This is a genomic window from Pseudoroseomonas sp. WGS1072, from assembly GCF_049340465.1.
Lineage (GTDB): Bacteria > Pseudomonadota > Alphaproteobacteria > Acetobacterales > Acetobacteraceae > Pseudoroseomonas.
In genome coordinates this window covers 2,818,690-2,834,842 of record NZ_JBMPSU010000001.1, presented here as the reverse complement: position 1 = coordinate 2,834,842, position 16,153 = coordinate 2,818,690, and the positions used below count along the sequence as shown (strand labels likewise).

The window sequence follows — 16,153 nt, the reverse complement described above, 5'->3', positions numbered from 1 at the left end:
ATAAGGAGGCTTGCTTGTACGACGCCTGGACATGCCTGCGCGAGCATGATGCCGGCACCCTGGGGGTCGCTGTCGCCATCTGCCTGCTGACCAGCCTCGCCGCCAGTTTGAAGGTCGGCGTCGTCGAGACGCCGCAGGGCCGGATCGAGCGCCTCCTCATCACCCTGATCGCGCTTCCGCTGGGGTCGGGCGTCTGGGCGACCCATTTCGTCGCCATGCTCGCCTATGACACGCGGAACGTGTTCTCCTATGCACCGCTGGCCACCGCCGTCTCCGGCGCCATCATCATCCTCGGCACCGGGATCGCCCTGAACGCCCAGTTCTTGGCGCCGCAGCGGATCTGGCGACCGCTGTCGGGCGTGATCTTCGGCCTGTCCGTCGGCATCATGCACTTCTACGGTATCCAGGCCGTGATCTTTCCCGGCGTGGTGGCCATCGACACCACCGGCGCGGCCGTGGCGGTCCTGGCCGGCGCGGGCTTCAGCGCGCTCGCCTTCACCCCGCCGGAAGGCCTCTGGCGCGGCCGGATCTGGACCGCCGGCTTTCTGGTCCTCGGCATCATCAGCCTGCACATGGGCAGCATGACCGCCACCGAATTCGTGCCGCTCGGGATTCCCACCCCCGCGGACTGGGCCCTGCGGCAGGGCGAGATCCGCCTCGCCGCCGGCTTCATGGCGATGCTGCTGCTCTCGGTTCCCGGCATCATCTGGCTGCGCAGCCGGCTTGCCCTGGAACATGCCGCGCTGCGCCTGCACGGCCTCGCCGAGGCCGCCTTCGACGGGCTGGCGATCTGCGACGACAGGCTCGTCATCCGCCACGGCAACCACAACCTCGCCGCCCTGCTGGGCGCCGATCCCACGGGAACGTCCCTGGCCGAGCTGCTGTCCCTGCCCCAGCCCCGCATGGAGGAGGTGCTGAAGGAAGGGCAGCGGAGCCCCGTGCTGGTCGGCCTGCGCGGCCCGGAGGGGCCGGTGCCGGTCGAGCTGCGCGCCCGCCGCATCGAACTGGCCCGGCAGCAGAGCGGCTTCGCCGTGGCGCTGCGGGACATGCGGGAGCGGATCGCGGCCGAGGCCAGGATGTACAGCCTGGCCCACCAGGATTCCCTGACCGGTCTGCACAACCGGCACAGCCTGCAGACGCGCCTGGCCCGCGCCGTCCTCCGCGCCCGCTCGGGCCAGAGCGGCCTCGCCGTGTTCTGCATGGACCTGGACCATTTCAAGGACGTCAACGACGAGCATGGCGATACCGCGGGCGACCTCCTGCTCCGCGCCGTCGCCAAGCGCTGCCTGGACGAGATCCGCCAGGGCGATGTCCTGGCGCGGCCCGGAGGCGACGAGTTCGTGCTCGTGGTCGAGGGCGAGGTCTCGCCCGGCATGGTCGAGGAACTGGCGAACCGGCTGCTCCGGCGGATGGCCGAGCCCTTCCAGCTCCGGGAGGATCTTCGCCTCCGTATCGGCGCCTCGATCGGCGCCGTCCTTTTCCCCACGCCCGGCCTGAGCGGCCTCCATCTCCTGGCCAAGGCCGATGTGGCGCTCTACGAGGCCAAGCGCCTCGGCCGCAACCGCCACGCCATCTACACCACCGAGATGGACCGGGAGCGGCACGACCAGAAGGCCCTGCAGGCCGACCTGACGATGGCCCTGCAGCGCGGCGAGATCAGCCTCGCCTACCAGCCGCAGGTCGAGGCCGCGAGCGGCGCCGTGATCGGCTTCGAGGCGCTGGTGCGCTGGCGCCATCCCGTCCGCGGCCCGATCCCGCCCGATGTCTTCATCCCCATGGCGGAGGCCAGCGGCTTCATCCGCAGCCTGGGCGCCTGGGTGCGCGAGACGGCCTGCCGCGAGGCGGCGGGCTGGGAGCGGCCGCTGCGGATCGCGGTCAACGTTTCCGTCGCCGAGCTGCGCAAGGCCGAATTCGCCCCCTCCGTCCTGCTGCTGCTGGAACAGACGGGCCTGGCGCCGTCGCGGCTGGAGATCGAGGTGACGGAGACGATGCTGATCTCCGGCAATACGCAGGTCCTGGCCAATCTGGAGCGGCTGCGCCGCTGCGGCGTGCATGTCGCCATGGACGATTTCGGCATCGGCTACTCCTCGCTGAGTGCCCTGCGCGCCTTTCCCTATTCCCGCATCAAGCTCGACCGGGGCTTCATCCAGGATCTGGAGAACCGGCAGAGCCTGGCGATCATCCGCGCCGTGATACGGCTCGGCCAGGAGCTTGGCATGCCGGTGATCGCCGAGGGCGTCGAGACGGAAGCCCAGCGCGCTCTGCTCGCCGCGGAGGGCGGCGACGAGTTCCAGGGCTACCTGTTCGGCCGACCGCTGCCGATCGAGGCCTATCGCGAGGCCACGCGGATGCCCACGGCGGGGCGGCAGGACATCCTGGCCCTCTCAGCCTCGGCGGGCGGCTGAGCCAGCCCTCCAGGCCTCGGCGATGGCTGCCTCAGGCGCCGAACTGCGCCTCCACCTCGGCCAGCGCCCAGTCGATCCAGGGGAACAGGGCGCGGAGATCCTCGGTCTCCACCGTCGCGCCACCCCAGAGCCGCAGACCGGGCGGCGCGTCGCGATAGGGCGCGGCATCCAGCGCCACCCCTTCCCGCTCCAGCGTCGTGGCCAGAACCCGGCTGGCGGCGGCCTGGCCATCGGCGGTCAGGGCCGTGAACCAGGGCGCGACGATGCGCATGCAGATCGAGGTGCAGGAGCGCGTCTCCGGCCGCTCGGCCAGGAAGGCCATGCGCCGCGAGCCCTCCGGCTGGCTCTCCACCCAGGCCGTCACCGCCGCCAGATTGGCTTCGGACCGGGCGATGAGGGCCGGCAGCCCGCCGATCGATTCCGCCCAGCGCAGCCCGTCCAGCGCATCCTCGACGCAGAGCATGGAGGGCGTGTTGATGGTGTCGCCCTGGAAGATTCCCTCGATCAGCCTGCCCCCCCGCGTCAGGCGGAAGATCTTCGGCAGTGGCCAGGCGGGCGTGTGGCCTTCCAGCCGGGCCACGGCGTGCGGAGAGAGCGCCAGCATGCCATGCGCCGCCTCGCCGCCCAGCGCCTTCTGCCAGGACCAGGTGACGACATCGAGCCGGTCCCAGGGCAGGTCCATGGCGAAGGCGGCCGAGGTGGCGTCGCAGATGGCGAGGCCCCGGCGGTCCGGCGCAATCCAGCCGGCATCCGGCAGCCGCACGCCGCTGGTGGTGCCGTTCCAGACAAAGACCAGGTCGCGCTCCGGCGAGACATCGGACAAGTCGGGCAGGCTTCCATAGGGCGCCTGCCGCAGCCGCACGTCCTCGAGGCGGAGCTGGCGGGTGATGTCGTTGGCCCATTCGCCGGAGAAGCTCTCCCAGGCCAGCACATCCACCCCGCGCGGGCCGAGCATCGACCAGAGCGCCATCTCCACCGCACCGGTGTCGGAGGCCGGGACGATGCCGAGCCGCCAGTCCTCCGGCATGCCCAGCACCGCCCTGGAGCGGGCGATCACCTCGGCCAGGCGCGCCCGGGGCTCCGCGGCGCGGTGGCTGCGGCCGAGCAGCGCGCCCTCGAGCGCGGCCAGCGACCAGCCGGGCCGCTTGGCGCAGGGGCCGGAGGAGAAGGCCGGGTTGGCCGGGCGCCGCGCGGGGCGCGGATTGGCCGGGTTGTCCTGTGCCATGGCGGTGGGGTCCTCGGATCGCGGATGGGGGGGCGGTTTGCGCCGCCTGTGGCCCGGGATCAAGCGGCGGGCAGCAGTACCTCGCCGCGGGCATAGAGCACGGCGTCGCCGCCCATCCGCACGCGGTCGCCGCGCCGCTCGCACCAGAGCGTGCCGCCGCGCGCGCTGGCCTGATGGCAGACCATGCTCTCGCGCCCCAGGCGGTCCGCCCAGTAGGGCACGAGCTGGACATGCGCGGCGCCCGTCACCGGATCCTCGTCGATGCCCACGCGGGCGGCGAAGTAGCGGGAGACCACGTCGTGCCGGCCGTCATCTCCCGGCGCGGTGACGACGACGCGCGCCGCCTGGCCGCCCGCCGCGCTGTCGGGCAGGCTGGCGATGCGCCGATGGTCGGGCTGCAGCGCGCGCACCGTCTCGGCGCTGTCGAAGACGCAGATCCAGTCCCGCGCCTTCCAGACCTCGCGCGGCACGGCGCCCAGCGCGGCGGCGAGGCCGGGCGGACCGCCATGGGCGCGGCGCGGCGGATTGGCCGGGAAATCGAGGATGAAGCGTTCCTCCGCCTGGTCCACGCGCAGCTCGCCCGAGGCGGTGCGGAACCGGAGCGTGCCGGCCTCGCCGAACTCCCGCGCCAGCACGCAGGCGGTCGCCAGGGTGGCATGGCCGCAGAGCGGCACCTCCATGCGCGGCGTGAACCAGCGCAGGTGCCACCGGCCGGGGCCGTCGGGCACCAGGAAGGCGGTCTCGCTGAGGTTGTGCTCGGCCGCCATGGATTGCATCAGCGCCTCCGGCAGCCAGGCTCGCAGCGGGATCACGGCCGCCGGATTGCCCCGGAAGGCATGACTGGTGAAGGCATCGACCTGGAAGAAGGGTACCCGGCTGGGCAGGGCGTCGGTCGGCGGCGGGGTCATGGCGGCTCTCTGCACGGCTGCGTCACGCCCGAGCTTGCCCGGGAAGGCGGGGGCCACGACACCCCCGCCCGCTCATGCCAGGGTTGCGAGCCGCGCCGGATCGAGCGTCACGGCGTGATCGAGCGGCCCATGCCCGCGGCCGAAGCCCGGAGCGGCCAGCAGCGCGGCGCGGACATAGGCGCGGGCGCGGACCACCGCGTCACGCAGGGAGAGGCCCTGGGCGAGGCCGGCGGCCAGGGCCGAGGCCAGGGTGCAGCCGGTGCCGTGGGTGTTGCGGCTGTCGATGCGCGCGCTCTCGAAGCGCTCGATGCCCTCGGATGTGGCCAGGATATCGACCAGCCGCTCGCCTGGCAGGTGGCCACCCTTCAGCAGCACGGCCGGCACGCCAAGCTCCAGGATGCGCCGCGCCGCCGCCGGCATGTCCTCGATGCCGGCGATGGGCCGCCCGCCCATGATCTCCGCCTCGGGCAGGTTCGGCGTGACGACGCTGGCGAGGGGCAGCAGGCGCCGCTTCAGCGTCGCCACCGCCTCCGGCGCCAGCAGGGCGTGGCCCCCCTTGGCCACCATCACCGGATCGGCCACCAGCGGGATGCGGGCGGGATGCGCCGCCAGCGCGTCGCAGGCGGCCTCGATGGTCGGGCTGTCGGCCAGCATCCCGGTCTTGAGGGCGTCGGCGCCGATGTCCTCCAGCGTCAGGCGGATCTGCTGGCGGATGAAGTCCGGCGGGACCGGATGCACGCCATGCACGCCCAGCGTGTCCTGCGCCGTCAGCGCCGTGATCGCCGTGGCGGCATAGGCGCCGAGCGCGGTGCAGGCCTTGATATCGGCCTGGATGCCGGCACCACCACCGGAATCGGAGCCGGCGATGATCAGGACGCGGCCGCGCATCAGGCCCCCCCCGCCACGGCTTCCGCGCGCGCGGCCTTGCGCGGGCCGGCGGCGGCCCGGGCGCGAATCAGCGCCGCCAGCCCCTCCACCGTCTCCTCGACCAGCGCCTCCTCCTCCGCCTCGGCCATGACGCGGATCATCGGCTCCGTGCCGCTGGCGCGGATCAGCACCCGGCCCCGTGCGCCGAGGCGGGCCTCGGCCGCCGCGATGGCCTCGGCCACGGCGGGATCGGCGAGCGGGGTCGGCCCGGCGAAGCGGACGTTCACCAGGCGCTGCGGCAGGGGCGTGAAGCGGCGGCAGACCTCGCTCGCCGGCCGCTTCTCCTCCGCCAGCACGGCCAGCACCTGCAGCGCCGCCACCAGCCCGTCCCCGGTGGTGCCGAAATCCGACATGATCATGTGGCCGGACTGCTCGCCGCCCAGGTTGCAGCCGGTCTCGCGCATCCGCTCCGAGACATAGCGATCCCCCACGCGGGTGCGGTCGAGCCGCAGGCCGAGGCCGGCCAGGTAACGCTCCAGCCCCAGGTTCGACATGACCGTGGCCACCACCGCGTCGCCGCGCAGCCGGCCCTGCGCCGTCCAGGACCGCGCGATCACCGCCAGGATCTGGTCGCCGTCGATCACCTGCCCCTGCTCATCGGCCAGCACCAGCCGGTCTGCATCGCCATCCAGGGCGATGCCGAGATCCGCGCGGCGCTCACGCACCAGCTCGGCCATGCGGCCCGGCGCCGTCGAGCCGCAGTCGCGGTTGATGTTGAAGCCATCCGGCGCCACGCCGAGCGGCACCACCTCGGCGCCGAGCTCCCACAGCACGGTCGGCGCGACCTTGTAGGCCGCGCCATGCGCGCAATCGACGACGATGCGCATCCCGGCCAGGCTGTGGCCCTTCGGGAAGCTGGCCTTCACGGCCTCGATATAGCGGCCGGGCGCGTCCTCCAGGCGGCTGGCGCGGCCGAGACGCGACGGGGAGACCAGCTGGGCGCTGAGATCGCCGGCCATCAGCGCCTCGATCTCGGCCTCCTCGCGGTCCGACAGCTTCAGCCCGTCCGGCCCGAAGAGCTTGATGCCATTGTCCTCGAAGGGGTTGTGGCTGGCCGAGATCATGACGCCGAGATCGGCGCGCAGGCTGCGGGCGAGCATGGCGATGGCCGGCGTCGGCAGCGGCCCGACCAGCACCACATCCATGCCGGCGCCCACGAAGCCGGCGGTGAGCGCCGGCTCCAGCATATAGCCGGAGAGCCGGGTGTCCTTGCCGACGACCACCCGGTGCCGGTGCGCCCCGCGATTGAAGAAGCGGCCGGCCGCCTGACCCAGGCGCAGCGCCGTCCCCGCATCCATCGGCGCGCGATTGGCCACGCCGCGAATGCCGTCCGTGCCGAAAAGGCGGCGCTGGGTCTCCATCATGCCTGGGCTCCCTCCCCGTCCGCGGGCGCCCTGTCGCCGCTCGCTCCCGGCCTGTCATACAGGCAGGCCGGCGGGCGACCAAGCGGCGCGATGCGCCGCCGCCAGCCCTTCAGGCACCCCCCCAGGCAGCCCTCTCAGTCCAGCGCGGCCGAGCGTCCCTCGGCGCAGGCCCGCCACATGCGCAAGGCCTGCGCCGTCTCCGCCACATCGTGCACGCGCAGGATCGTGGCCCCGGCCGCGGCGGCGGCCAGCGCGACCGCCAGGCTCCCCGCCTGCCGGCCGGCCGGCGTGGCGACGCCGGTCACGCTGCCGACGAAGCGCTTGCGCGACGCGCCGACGAGGATCCGGCAGCCGATGCCGGCGAGCAGCGGCAGGCGCTCCATCAGGGCCAGGTTCTGCGCCGCCGTCTTGCCGAAGCCCAGCCCCGGATCGATGGCGATGCGCCCGCGCGGAATGCCCAGCGCCTCGGCCGTCTCGACACGCTGGCGCAGGAAGCGCGCCACCTCCAGCACCACATCGGCATAGCCCGTGGCCTCCTGCATGCGGCGGGGGTCGAGCACGGGCATGTGCATCAGCACCACCGGCGCCCGCGCCTCCTGCACCAGCCGCACCGAGGCCGCGTCCTGCCGCAGGGCGGTGATGTCGTTGACGATCTCGGCCCCCTCCTCCAGCGCCATGCGCATGGTGGCGGCGTGGCGGGTGTCGACGCTGACCACCGCCGCCTTGGCCAGCTCGCGCAGGATCGGGCGGATGCGGGCGATCTCCTCCTCCGGCGTCACCGGCGGCGCGCCGGGGCGGGTGCTCTCGCCGCCGATGTCGAGGATATCGGCCCCGGCCTCCAGCATGGCATGGCCGGCGGCGATGGCGGCGGCGGGGTCCAGGTGCTGGCCGCCATTGGAGAAGCTGTCCGGCGTGGCGTTCAGGATGCCCATGACGAGGGGTCGGTCGTCCGGAAGGCCGGCGAAGGCCTGGGGGCGGCGAATCAGGGGCGGCAGCAGCGCCTCCCAGCCCGGCGGCAGGCCGCGGGCGGAATGGATGCCGAGGTCCCGCCGGTCCTCGATCAGGCGGACCAGGGCAAAGGCCGCCGGGCCGCCCGCCAGCGGCAGGGCATGACCATCCCGCACCGCCTGGAGCGCGGCGGCGCCCTGCAACAGGCCCAGCGGCTCGATCCAGCGCTCGGCCATCCCGGCCATCTCCCCGAATGAAAAAAGGACCCCAGAGGGGGTCCTTCTTAACGCAGGCCGGTCGTGGAGGCGACGGGCGGCTCAGGTGCCCGGCTGCGGCGCCGGGCTCAGGCCGGGACCGCCGCCGGGGCGCGGCCGGCCGGAACTCGGCACGCTGCCCCGCCCGGCCGGGGTGGGCTCGTCGGGGCGGTTGCGCACCACCGGCTCGCCGCGGATCACCAGCCGGATCTCATCGCCCGAGAGGGTCTCGTGCTCCAGCAGCCCCTTGGCCAGGGCGTGCAGCTCCTCGATATGGGTCTGCAGCGTGTGCTTGGCGCGGGCGTAGCTGTCGTCGATGATGCTGCGGATCTCGGCGTCGATCTCGCGCGCCGTGGCCTCCGAGACGTTCTTCGACTGGGTCACGGAATGGCCGAGGAAGACCTCCTGGTCGTTCGACCCATAGGCGATCATGCCGAGCTTCTCGCTCATGCCCCATTCGGTGACCATGCGGCGGGCCTGGTCAGTGGCCATCTTGATGTCGCCCGAGGCGCCGTTGGACACCTTGTCGGAGCCGAAGATCAGCTCCTCGGCGACACGGCCGCCCATGGCCATGGCGAGCTCCGCCTTCAGCTTGCTCTTGTGCTTGCTGTAGCGGTCGCCGGCCGGCAGGGACATGACGAGGCCGAGCGCCCGCCCGCGCGGGATGATGGTGGCCTTGTGCACCGGATCGCATTCCGGCTCATGCAGGGCGACGAGGGCATGACCGGCCTCGTGATAGGCGGTCATCTTCTTCTCGTCGTCCGACATCACCAGGCTTCGGCGCTCGGCGCCCATCAGCACCTTGTCCTTGGCCATCTCGAACTCGTGCATGCCGACGGTGCGGCGGCCGCCGCGGGCGGCCAGCAGGGCCGCCTCGTTCACCAGATTGGCGAGATCGGCGCCCGAGAAGCCCGGCGTGCCGCGCGCGATGGTCTTCGGATCGACGTCGGAGGCCAGCGGCACCTTGCGCATGTGCACGCGCAGGATCTTCTCGCGGCCCTGCACGTCCGGGTTCGGCACCACCACCTGGCGGTCGAAGCGGCCGGGGCGCAGCAGGGCGGGGTCGAGCACGTCGGGGCGGTTGGTGGCGGCGATGAGGATGACGCCCTCATTCGCCTCGAAGCCGTCCATCTCGACGAGCATCTGGTTCAGCGTCTGCTCGCGCTCGTCATTGCCGCCGCCGAGGCCGGCGCCGCGATGGCGGCCCACCGCGTCGATCTCGTCGATGAAGATGATGCAGGGCGCGTTCTTCTTGCCCTGCTCGAACATGTCGCGCACGCGGCTGGCGCCGACGCCCACGAACATCTCGACGAAGTCGGAGCCCGAGATGGTGAAGAACGGCACATTGGCCTCGCCGGCGATGGCGCGGGCCAGCAGCGTCTTGCCGGTACCCGGGGGGCCGACCAGCAGCACGCCCTTGGGGATCTTGCCGCCGAGGCGCTGGAACTTCTGCGGGTCGCGCAGGAAGTCCACGATCTCCTCCAGCTCGCCCTTGGCCTCGTCGATGCCGGCCACGTCCTGGAAGGTGACGCGGCCCTGCTTCTCGGTCAGCAGCCGGGCGCGGGACTTGCCGAAGCCCATGGCCCGGCCGCCGCCGCCCTGCATCTGGCGCATGAAGAAGATCCAGACGCCGATCAGCAGCAGCATCGGGAACCAGGAGAGCAGGTAGTGGAAGAGCGGGTTGACGTCGCTCTCCTCCGGCCGCGCCACGACCCGCACGCCCTTGTCGGTCAGCCGGCTGACCAGGCTCGGATCCTCGGGCGTGTAGGTGGAGAAGTTGCGGCCATCCGCGAGCTGCCCCGTCAGGGTGCGGCCCTGGATGGTGACATCGCGGACGCGCCCGCCATTCACCTCATTCAGGAAGTCGCTGTAGGCGACCTGCTGGCCCGTCTGGCGGTTCGAGGACGAAGGCTGAAACAGATTGAACAGCGCCACCAGAAGCAGCGCCACAATCACCCAAAGCGCCAGATTGCGGCCGAAATTGTTCACCGTGCGGTTCCCATCCGTGTGCCGGCCAGCCTGCACATGCCGGCCCGGCGCCTGCGTAAGATAGGGCGCCCGACGCAATTCCGAAACCACGCCGTGCGCCTGATCTTACACGGACGACATTTATAGCCTCAGATCGGCCCTCCGGCGGGAGAGAATTCCGCCTTCGCCGCGACGCCGAGGCCCAGCGCCGGCACGCCCACCAGGGCGCCGCCCCGCCACAGCGCCGGAAGGCCCGCCGCCACGGGCGCCGGCAGGCCCCGCCGCTCCGCCCGCCGCAATCGCCCCGGACCCAGCGCGCCCAGCACCAGCCCCTCCAGGGCCAGCCCCCCCTCCCGCACCGTCGCGAGGCGCCAGCGACCGTCCCACACCGCCCCGGGGCGCGCCGGAACCGGCGCGGCGCAGGCGGCCGGCTCGCGGCTGAGCGTGTCGCCCGACCAGAGAACCCCGCCCAGCGTGCCGCCGCCGCGTTCCAGCAGGGCCGCCACGGCGGCCGTGGCCGGCGCGTGGCCGCCGCCGCCGATCATCCGCAGAAGCGCCGCGAGGGCATCCCGCGCCACGGCGTCGCGGCCCAGCGCGGCCCGGTCGAGGCTCGCCCAGCCTTCCGGATGCAGCACGGCCGCCGCGGCCAGCCGCGCGCGCAGCGCGGCCTCGCTGCCTCGCCGGCGGCCGGCGAAGGCGGCGGCGGCGGCGACCAGGGCTGCCGTGCCGGACCCGGTGCCGCCGGGATCGCGCATCGCCTGCCGCAGCGCCACGCGGGCGAAGCGGGGATCGTCATTGGAGGGATCGCGCAGCGGCCGCAGGCCCTGGGCGGCGAGCAGCGTCTCCAGCCGGGCCGGCGGCAGCCCGAGCAGCGGGCGCAGGATCAGCGCCTCGGCCGTGGCGCGCAGCGGCGCCATGCCGGCCAGCCCGGCCGCGCCGCTGCCCCGCAGGGCCCGGAACAGCACCGTCTCCGCCTGGTCCAGGGCATGCTGGCCGAGCAGCAGCCAGGGCCGCCCGTGGCGGGTGCAGGCCGCCAGCAGCGCCGCCAGGCGGGCCTGCCGCGCCCGTTCCTGCAGGGCGGCGCCGGGGGGCATGGCCAGGGCAAGGACCTCGGCCTCCAGGCCGAGCCGGCGCAGCAGGCGGACAGTCCAGTCGGCCTCGACCGCGCTGCCGGGCCTCAGGCCATGATCGACGACGAGGCCCAGCACGCTGCCGCCCCGCGCCGCGGCGAAATCCCGCGCCAGCAGGGCGAGCGCCAGGGAATGCGGGCCACCCGAGACGCCGGCGGCGAAGCGGGGCGCCGCGCCGAAGGGGCCCAGCGGTTCCATCAGGGCGGCGAACTCCGCCGCGTCCGGGGGCGCGCGCATGGCGGGGGCCGCCGCCCCCGGGCCTTAGCAGCCGCCGCGGCGCCGCGCCTCGGCCGCGCGGCTGGCCAGACCGCCGGAGAGCTGGGGAAACTGGCTGCGCAGATCGGCCAGCGTGGCGCAGGCCTCGCGCTTGGCGCCGAAGCCCAGGAAGGCATTGGACAGGCCGAGCAGGGCCTCCGGCGCCCGTCCCGAGCGCCGGTTGCGCTGATAGGCGTCGTCATAGGCCAGCGCGGCCGACTGATACTGCTGGCGGCCCAGCAGGGCATCGCCCAGGAGCAGTTGCGCGTCCTGCGCGCGGGCGCTGTTGCGGCTGGCGATCACCTCGCGTGCCGCGGCCTCGGCGGCGGCGTAGTCGCGGCGGCTCAGCGCGGCCTGGCCCTCGGACAGCGCCCGCTCGGGCGTGCGCGGCGCGGCGGCGGCCGGCTCGGCGGCGGGCTGCGCGGGCCGCGCCGGCGGGGCCGCGCCCTGTCGGCCGCCCCCGCCCCCCTGCTCGAGTTGCTGCAGCCGGTAATCCATGTCGCCCTGCAGCTTCTCCAGCGCCTGCTGGTTGGTGCGGAGGCGGTAGTCGAGCTGGTCGGACTGCCCGCGCAGCCGCCGTACCTCCTCCTCCAGGCTGTTCACACGATCGAGCAACTGGCTCAGCAACTCGTTGCCCCCGGCGGTGGCGCCGCGCGGCGCCACCGGGACCGGGGCGGCATAGCCCCCGCCGCCGCCACGCCGAAGGGCCTCCATCTCCTGGCGCAGCTGCAGGATCTGGTTCTGCAGAGCGATGCCCTCCCGGCTCTCCATCTGCGCCAGCGCCGGGGCGGCGCCCAGCATCGGCAGCAGCGGCGCGAGGAGGAGGAGCTTGCGGAGCATGGCGCGGATCCTTTCCGGGAAGCGGGCGGGCCCAGGGAGACGAGGCAGGGAGGCAAAACCAGGCGGCGGAGCGCGGACATGAAGACGGCGGCAACCGCGCTCGCGGATGCCGCCGCTTGTCTCAACCCAGCCGCCCCGCGTCAACGCGGGGCGTGACGGGCCCTCAGCGCACCACCGTGACGGCGCGGCGGTTCTGCGCCCAGGCATCGGCCGAGGAGCCCAGCGCCGCCGGGCGGTCCTTGCCGTAGGAGATGGTGCTGACGCGGCCACCGGCGACACCCTGGGCCACCAGCACGTCCCGCGCCGCATTGGCGCGGCGCTGGCCGAGAGCCAGGTTGTATTCGCGGGTGCCGCGCTCGTCGGCATGGCCCTCGACCGTCACCTGCGCCTGCGGATACTGCGCCAGCCAGGCGGCCTGCCGCTCCAGCGTCGGCCGCTGATCGGCGCCGACCGAGCTGCTGTCGGTGGCGAAGAAGACGCGGTCGCCGACATTGGCCACCAGATCCTCCTGGCTGCCGGGGCGGATCGCGCCGCTCATGCCGGCACCGGCGCCGAGGCCGCCGGCCCCCGCGCCGGCGCCCGTGGCGGCGCCGGAGGTGTCCTCGCTGGCGCAGGCCGCCAGCAGCGCGACGGCGGCCAGGGCACCCAGAAGCTTGGTCTGCATCATTTCGATTCCCGTGTCAGATCGAATTACAGCCGCGGTTACGCCGGGATTGGGGCGCGTTCAAGGCAGACAATCCGTCCCTGCGTGAATAGTTGCCCATTTTCTTGCGAGGAGTGGAGGCGCGCCCCTCTCCTGGCCCTTTCTTCTGCCATCGGGCCGGACAGACAAGTCCTCGTCGCCACTCTGTAAGTCCTTACTTACAATCAAGGGCGTCCGGCCCGGCCCCGCCTCAGGAGGAGAGCAGCGGCGACCAGCTCGGATCGGTCGCGTCCGTTGGCGTGATGACCTGGCGCTCGTTGAAGCCGGAGATGTCGATCATGGCGAGCCGGGCCGCGTAGCCGCCGCCCCGCGTGTCGCGCGCCTGGCTCTCGCGGTAGAAGGCCAGCACGCGGCCATTCGGCGCGAAGGTCGGGCCCTCCATGCTCCAGCCCTCGGACAGGATGCGCTCGCCCGAGCCGTCGGGGCGCATCACGCCGATGCCGAAGCGGCCGCCGGAGATGCGGGTGAAGGCGATCAGATCCCCCCGCGGCGACCAGACGGGCGTGGCGTAACGGCCATTGCCGAAGGAGATGCGCCGGACGCCGCCCCCGTTGGCATCCATGACATAGAGCTGCTGGTCACCGCCACGGTCGGAGTTGAACACGATCTGCGTGCCGTCCGGCGAGAAGCTCGGCGAGACGTCGAGCCCGCCGCCGGAGGTCAGCTGCCGCTCGCGGCGGGAGGCGAGGTCGACCACGAAGATATTGGCATCGCCCCCGCGCGCCGAGGAGAGCACCACGCTGCGCCCGTCCGGGCTGAAGCGGGGCGAGAGCGTCATGCCCTGGAAGTTGCCCAGCACCTCCTGCCGGCCGCTGTTCAGGTCGAAGAGGTACACGCGCGGCTGGTTGTTGGCATAGGACATGAAGGCGATCTGCCGCGCGTTCGGATGGAAGCGCGGGGTCAGCACCTGGAAGCTGCCATCGGTCAGGAAGCGGTTGTTCTCGCCGTCCTGGTCCATGATGGCCAGGCGCCGGGTGCGGCGATCGCGCGGGCCGGTCTCGGCGACATAGACGATGCGGGTGTCGAAATAGCCCTTCTCGCCCAGCATCCGCTCATAGATCACGTCCGAGATGACATGCGCGATCTGCCGCCAGTTGTTGGCCGCCGCGGTGTAGGCGGTGCCCTGCAACTGCTGCTCGGAGCCGACCTCCCAGAGACGGAACTCGATGCGCGCGCGGTCCCCCTGCGGCTCGGCCCGGCCGGTGACCAGCGCCTGCGCGCCGATGACCCGCCAGTCCTGGAAGCGCGGCCCGGCAGCCGCGGCCTCGCCCGACTGGATGTAGGCGCCCCGGTCGAGCGGCCGGAACAGGCCGGAATTGCGCAGGTTGTTGGTGATCACCTGGATGATGTTGCGCCCGAGCTGCTGCGCCTGCGGCGAGGAGCCGGCGAAGTCGGGCAGCGCGATCGGGATCGGATCGGTGCGGGCGCGGGTGATGTCGATGGTCTGGCCGGCCGCCGAGACGCCGCCGGGCGCCGGCGCCTGGGCCCGCACCAGGGAAGGCGCGGCCAGCAGGCCGGCTCCGCCCATCAGGGCGAGGCGGCGGGAGAAGAGAATGTTCTGCTGGGTCATCGGACGAGTCCCCTCGGGCTGAAGCGGAAGACCGTGTTGTTGAGTGACAGGATCTTCTCGCGGGGTAGAGGCAAAGGGCTGCACTTCGGATCGAGCAACGCGCGGCGCGCGCTTTCGTACACGGCGCGCACGCGCGGGTCGCCCGGCGTGCCGCCGGCCGGGCGCACATTGCGGATGGTCCCGCCCTGGTCGATGTCCACCCGCACCTCGACCGTGATCTGGTCGATCCCCATCATGCCGCCATCGACCGACCAGCATTCGCTGATCTTGTCGGCGACGCCCTGGCGCTCGCCGGCGGTGAGCAGGGCCGTGCCGCTGGGCGCGCCGCCTCCGGCGGCCGGGCGGCCCGCGGCCTCGGAGGGGCGGGCGCGGGGCGGCTGGTTCTGCTGCTGGCTGGCGCGCAGGCGCTCCAGCGTGCTCAGCACGGACTGGCTGCGCTCGGCGGTGTTGGGCGGTGGCGGGGTGGGCCGGTGCCGGGCTGCTGGCTGGGCTGCTGCGCCGGGGGGGCGGCGGAGGGCCGGGTCTCCGGGCGCGGCGGCGCCGGCTGCGCGGCCTGCGGCGCGGGGGTCGGCGCCGGCGGCGCCGGCGAGGGCGGCGGCGGCATCGGGAGGGGCGGAGACGGTGCCGCGGCCTGCTGCTGCGGCGGCGCCACCTCGCCCTGCGGCGCCGGCGGCGCGGGGGCCGGGGGTGGCGGCGCCGGCAGCGCCTGCGGCTGCGGCGCGGGCGGGGTCGGCGTGGGCACGGGCGGCGTCGGGCGCGGCGCGGCGGCCGGCGGCGTCGGGCTTGGCGGCGTCGGCGCGGGTGGCGTGGGCGCCGGCGGCGCGGGGGTGGGGGCCGGTGCCGGCGGCGGCGGCGGCGGCGGCGGCGGGCTCGGCGGCGTCGGCCGCGCCTCGGGCGTCGCCGGCTGGTTCACCGTGGGATTGGGCTCGGGCTCCGGGGCGGGCGGCGCCGGCATCGGCAGGGGCGCGGGCGCCTGGCGAGCTGGGGCGCATCCGGCGTCACCAGCTCGACCGGGATCGCTTCCTGCGGCGGCGGCAACTCCCGCCCGGGAAGCTGGAACAGGAGCAGCAGCCCGACCAGCGCGTGCAGCGCCGCCGAGATGCCGCCCCAGAATCGCAGGCCATGCGGGGCCATGAGGAGGTCCGTCCGGTCCCGTCTCAGCGCCGCGGCTGCGCGGGCGCGGGCGCCTGCCCAGGCTGCGCCGCCGGGGCGCCGGAGGGCTGTTCGGCCAGCAGCGCCACCTTGGTGAAGCCGGCGGAGGAGACAGTGCCCATGACCTCCATCACCCGGCCGTAATTGATGCCGCGGTCGCCGCGCACGAAGATGCGCCGCTCCGGCGCGCCGGCCGGCTGGGATTCCATGATGGCGCGCAGCTGCGGCACCAGGTTCTCCAGCGGCACCTCGCTCTCCTGCACGAAGATCCGGCCCTCGGCATTGACCGAGATGGTCAGCGGCTCGGTCTCCTGGTTCAGCGCGCTGGCGCTGGTCTTCGGCAGGTCGATCGGCACGCCGACCGTCATCAGCGGCGCCGCGACCATGAAGATGATCAGCAGCACCAGCATGACGTCCACCAGCGGCGTCACGTTGATCTCAGCCATGGCGCGGTAGCGGCCGCGCCGGCCCGGGCCGCCCGGCCCTCCGCTGGACATCGCCATG

13 protein-coding genes are annotated in these 16,153 nt (G+C 73.5%); 1 reads left to right on the top strand and 12 read right to left on the bottom strand.

Annotation, left to right across the window (positions count from 1 at the left end):
- The first annotated feature begins 14 nt into the window (after positions 1-14).
- Positions 15-2,405 (top strand): EAL domain-containing protein, encoded by a 2,391-nt coding sequence (locus ACF3NH_RS13315; protein ID WP_422923435.1) that lies wholly within the window; start codon positions 15-17, stop codon positions 2,403-2,405.
- A 31-nt stretch (positions 2,406-2,436) separates the two neighbouring features.
- On the opposite strand, the gene ACF3NH_RS13310 is transcribed toward ACF3NH_RS13315, so the two are convergent.
- The 12 genes from ACF3NH_RS13310 to tolR all read right to left on the bottom strand — a co-directional run bounded on the left by ACF3NH_RS13310 (position 2,437) and on the right by tolR (position 16,152).
- Positions 2,437-3,630: a phosphoserine transaminase gene (locus tag ACF3NH_RS13310; RefSeq protein WP_422923433.1), complete on the bottom strand. Its 1,194-nt coding sequence runs from the start codon at positions 3,628-3,630 to the stop codon at positions 2,437-2,439.
- A 59-nt stretch (positions 3,631-3,689) separates the two neighbouring features.
- Positions 3,690-4,538, bottom strand: a complete 849-nt coding sequence (locus ACF3NH_RS13305; protein WP_198367337.1) for a PhzF family phenazine biosynthesis protein — start codon at positions 4,536-4,538, stop codon at positions 3,690-3,692.
- Between the two features lie 72 nt (positions 4,539-4,610).
- On the bottom strand, positions 4,611-5,426 hold the full coding sequence (gene thiD, locus ACF3NH_RS13300; protein ID WP_198367338.1) for a bifunctional hydroxymethylpyrimidine kinase/phosphomethylpyrimidine kinase: 816 nt from the start codon (positions 5,424-5,426) through the stop codon (positions 4,611-4,613).
- Positions 5,426-6,826, bottom strand: a complete 1,401-nt coding sequence (glmM, locus tag ACF3NH_RS13295; RefSeq protein WP_422924795.1) for a phosphoglucosamine mutase — start codon at positions 6,824-6,826, stop codon at positions 5,426-5,428. Before glmM ends, thiD begins: the two co-directional genes overlap by 1 nt.
- A gap of 137 nt (positions 6,827-6,963) precedes the next feature.
- Entirely contained in the window at positions 6,964-8,013 is a 1,050-nt protein-coding gene (gene folP, locus ACF3NH_RS13290; protein ID WP_198367340.1) for a dihydropteroate synthase, read from the bottom strand.
- An 81-nt stretch (positions 8,014-8,094) separates the two neighbouring features.
- The gene (gene ftsH, locus ACF3NH_RS13285) at positions 8,095-10,020 is read right to left on the bottom strand and encodes an ATP-dependent zinc metalloprotease FtsH (protein WP_422923430.1); all 1,926 of its coding nucleotides are present in this window, start codon (positions 10,018-10,020) and stop codon (positions 8,095-8,097) included.
- 128 nt (positions 10,021-10,148) lie between these two features.
- Positions 10,149-11,366 (bottom strand): tRNA lysidine(34) synthetase TilS, encoded by a 1,218-nt coding sequence (gene tilS, locus ACF3NH_RS13280; RefSeq protein ID WP_198367342.1) that lies wholly within the window; start codon positions 11,364-11,366, stop codon positions 10,149-10,151.
- A gap of 24 nt (positions 11,367-11,390) precedes the next feature.
- Positions 11,391-12,224, bottom strand: coding sequence for a YbgF trimerization domain-containing protein (locus ACF3NH_RS13275; RefSeq protein ID WP_198367343.1), 834 nt, complete (start codon positions 12,222-12,224; stop codon positions 11,391-11,393).
- 163 nt (positions 12,225-12,387) lie between these two features.
- Positions 12,388-12,888: a peptidoglycan-associated lipoprotein Pal gene (gene pal / locus ACF3NH_RS13270; RefSeq protein ID WP_198367344.1), complete on the bottom strand. Its 501-nt coding sequence runs from the start codon at positions 12,886-12,888 to the stop codon at positions 12,388-12,390.
- A gap of 229 nt (positions 12,889-13,117) precedes the next feature.
- A complete protein-coding gene (gene tolB / locus ACF3NH_RS13265; RefSeq protein WP_198367345.1) occupies positions 13,118-14,497 on the bottom strand; it encodes a Tol-Pal system beta propeller repeat protein TolB in 1,380 nt (459 codons plus the stop codon).
- Complete coding sequence (locus ACF3NH_RS13260) at positions 14,494-15,489, bottom strand: hypothetical protein (RefSeq protein WP_422923426.1); 996 nt, start codon at positions 15,487-15,489, stop codon at positions 14,494-14,496. Before ACF3NH_RS13260 ends, tolB begins: the two co-directional genes overlap by 4 nt.
- Before the next feature lie 165 nt (positions 15,490-15,654).
- Positions 15,655-16,152: a protein TolR gene (gene tolR / locus ACF3NH_RS13255; RefSeq protein ID WP_422923424.1), complete on the bottom strand. Its 498-nt coding sequence runs from the start codon at positions 16,150-16,152 to the stop codon at positions 15,655-15,657.
- Position 16,153 lies beyond the last annotated feature (1 nt).

Excerpts from the sequence above, each read along its gene's own strand:
- tilS (WP_198367342.1), bottom strand. The coding sequence starts at position 11,366 with ATGCGCGCGCCCCCGGACGCGGCGGAGTTCGCCGCCCTGATGGAACCG.
- ACF3NH_RS13275 (WP_198367343.1), bottom strand. The coding sequence starts at position 12,224 with ATGCTCCGCAAGCTCCTCCTCCTCGCGCCGCTGCTGCCGATGCTGGGC.
- ACF3NH_RS13310 (WP_422923433.1), bottom strand. The coding sequence starts at position 3,630 with ATGGCACAGGACAACCCGGCCAATCCGCGCCCCGCGCGGCGCCCGGCC.
- glmM (WP_422924795.1), bottom strand. The coding sequence starts at position 6,826 with ATGGAGACCCAGCGCCGCCTTTTCGGCACGGACGGCATTCGCGGCGTG.
- tolB (WP_198367345.1), bottom strand. The coding sequence starts at position 14,497 with ATGACCCAGCAGAACATTCTCTTCTCCCGCCGCCTCGCCCTGATGGGC.
- folP (WP_198367340.1), bottom strand. The coding sequence starts at position 8,013 with ATGGCCGAGCGCTGGATCGAGCCGCTGGGCCTGTTGCAGGGCGCCGCC.
- thiD (WP_198367338.1), bottom strand. The coding sequence starts at position 5,426 with ATGCGCGGCCGCGTCCTGATCATCGCCGGCTCCGATTCCGGTGGTGGT.
- ACF3NH_RS13260 (WP_422923426.1), bottom strand. The coding sequence starts at position 15,489 with ATGCGCCCCAGCTCGCCAGGCGCCCGCGCCCCTGCCGATGCCGGCGCC.
- ACF3NH_RS13305 (WP_198367337.1), bottom strand. The coding sequence starts at position 4,538 with ATGACCCCGCCGCCGACCGACGCCCTGCCCAGCCGGGTACCCTTCTTC.
- tolR (WP_422923424.1), bottom strand. The coding sequence starts at position 16,152 with ATGGCGATGTCCAGCGGAGGGCCGGGCGGCCCGGGCCGGCGCGGCCGC.
- pal (WP_198367344.1), bottom strand. The coding sequence starts at position 12,888 with ATGCAGACCAAGCTTCTGGGTGCCCTGGCCGCCGTCGCGCTGCTGGCG.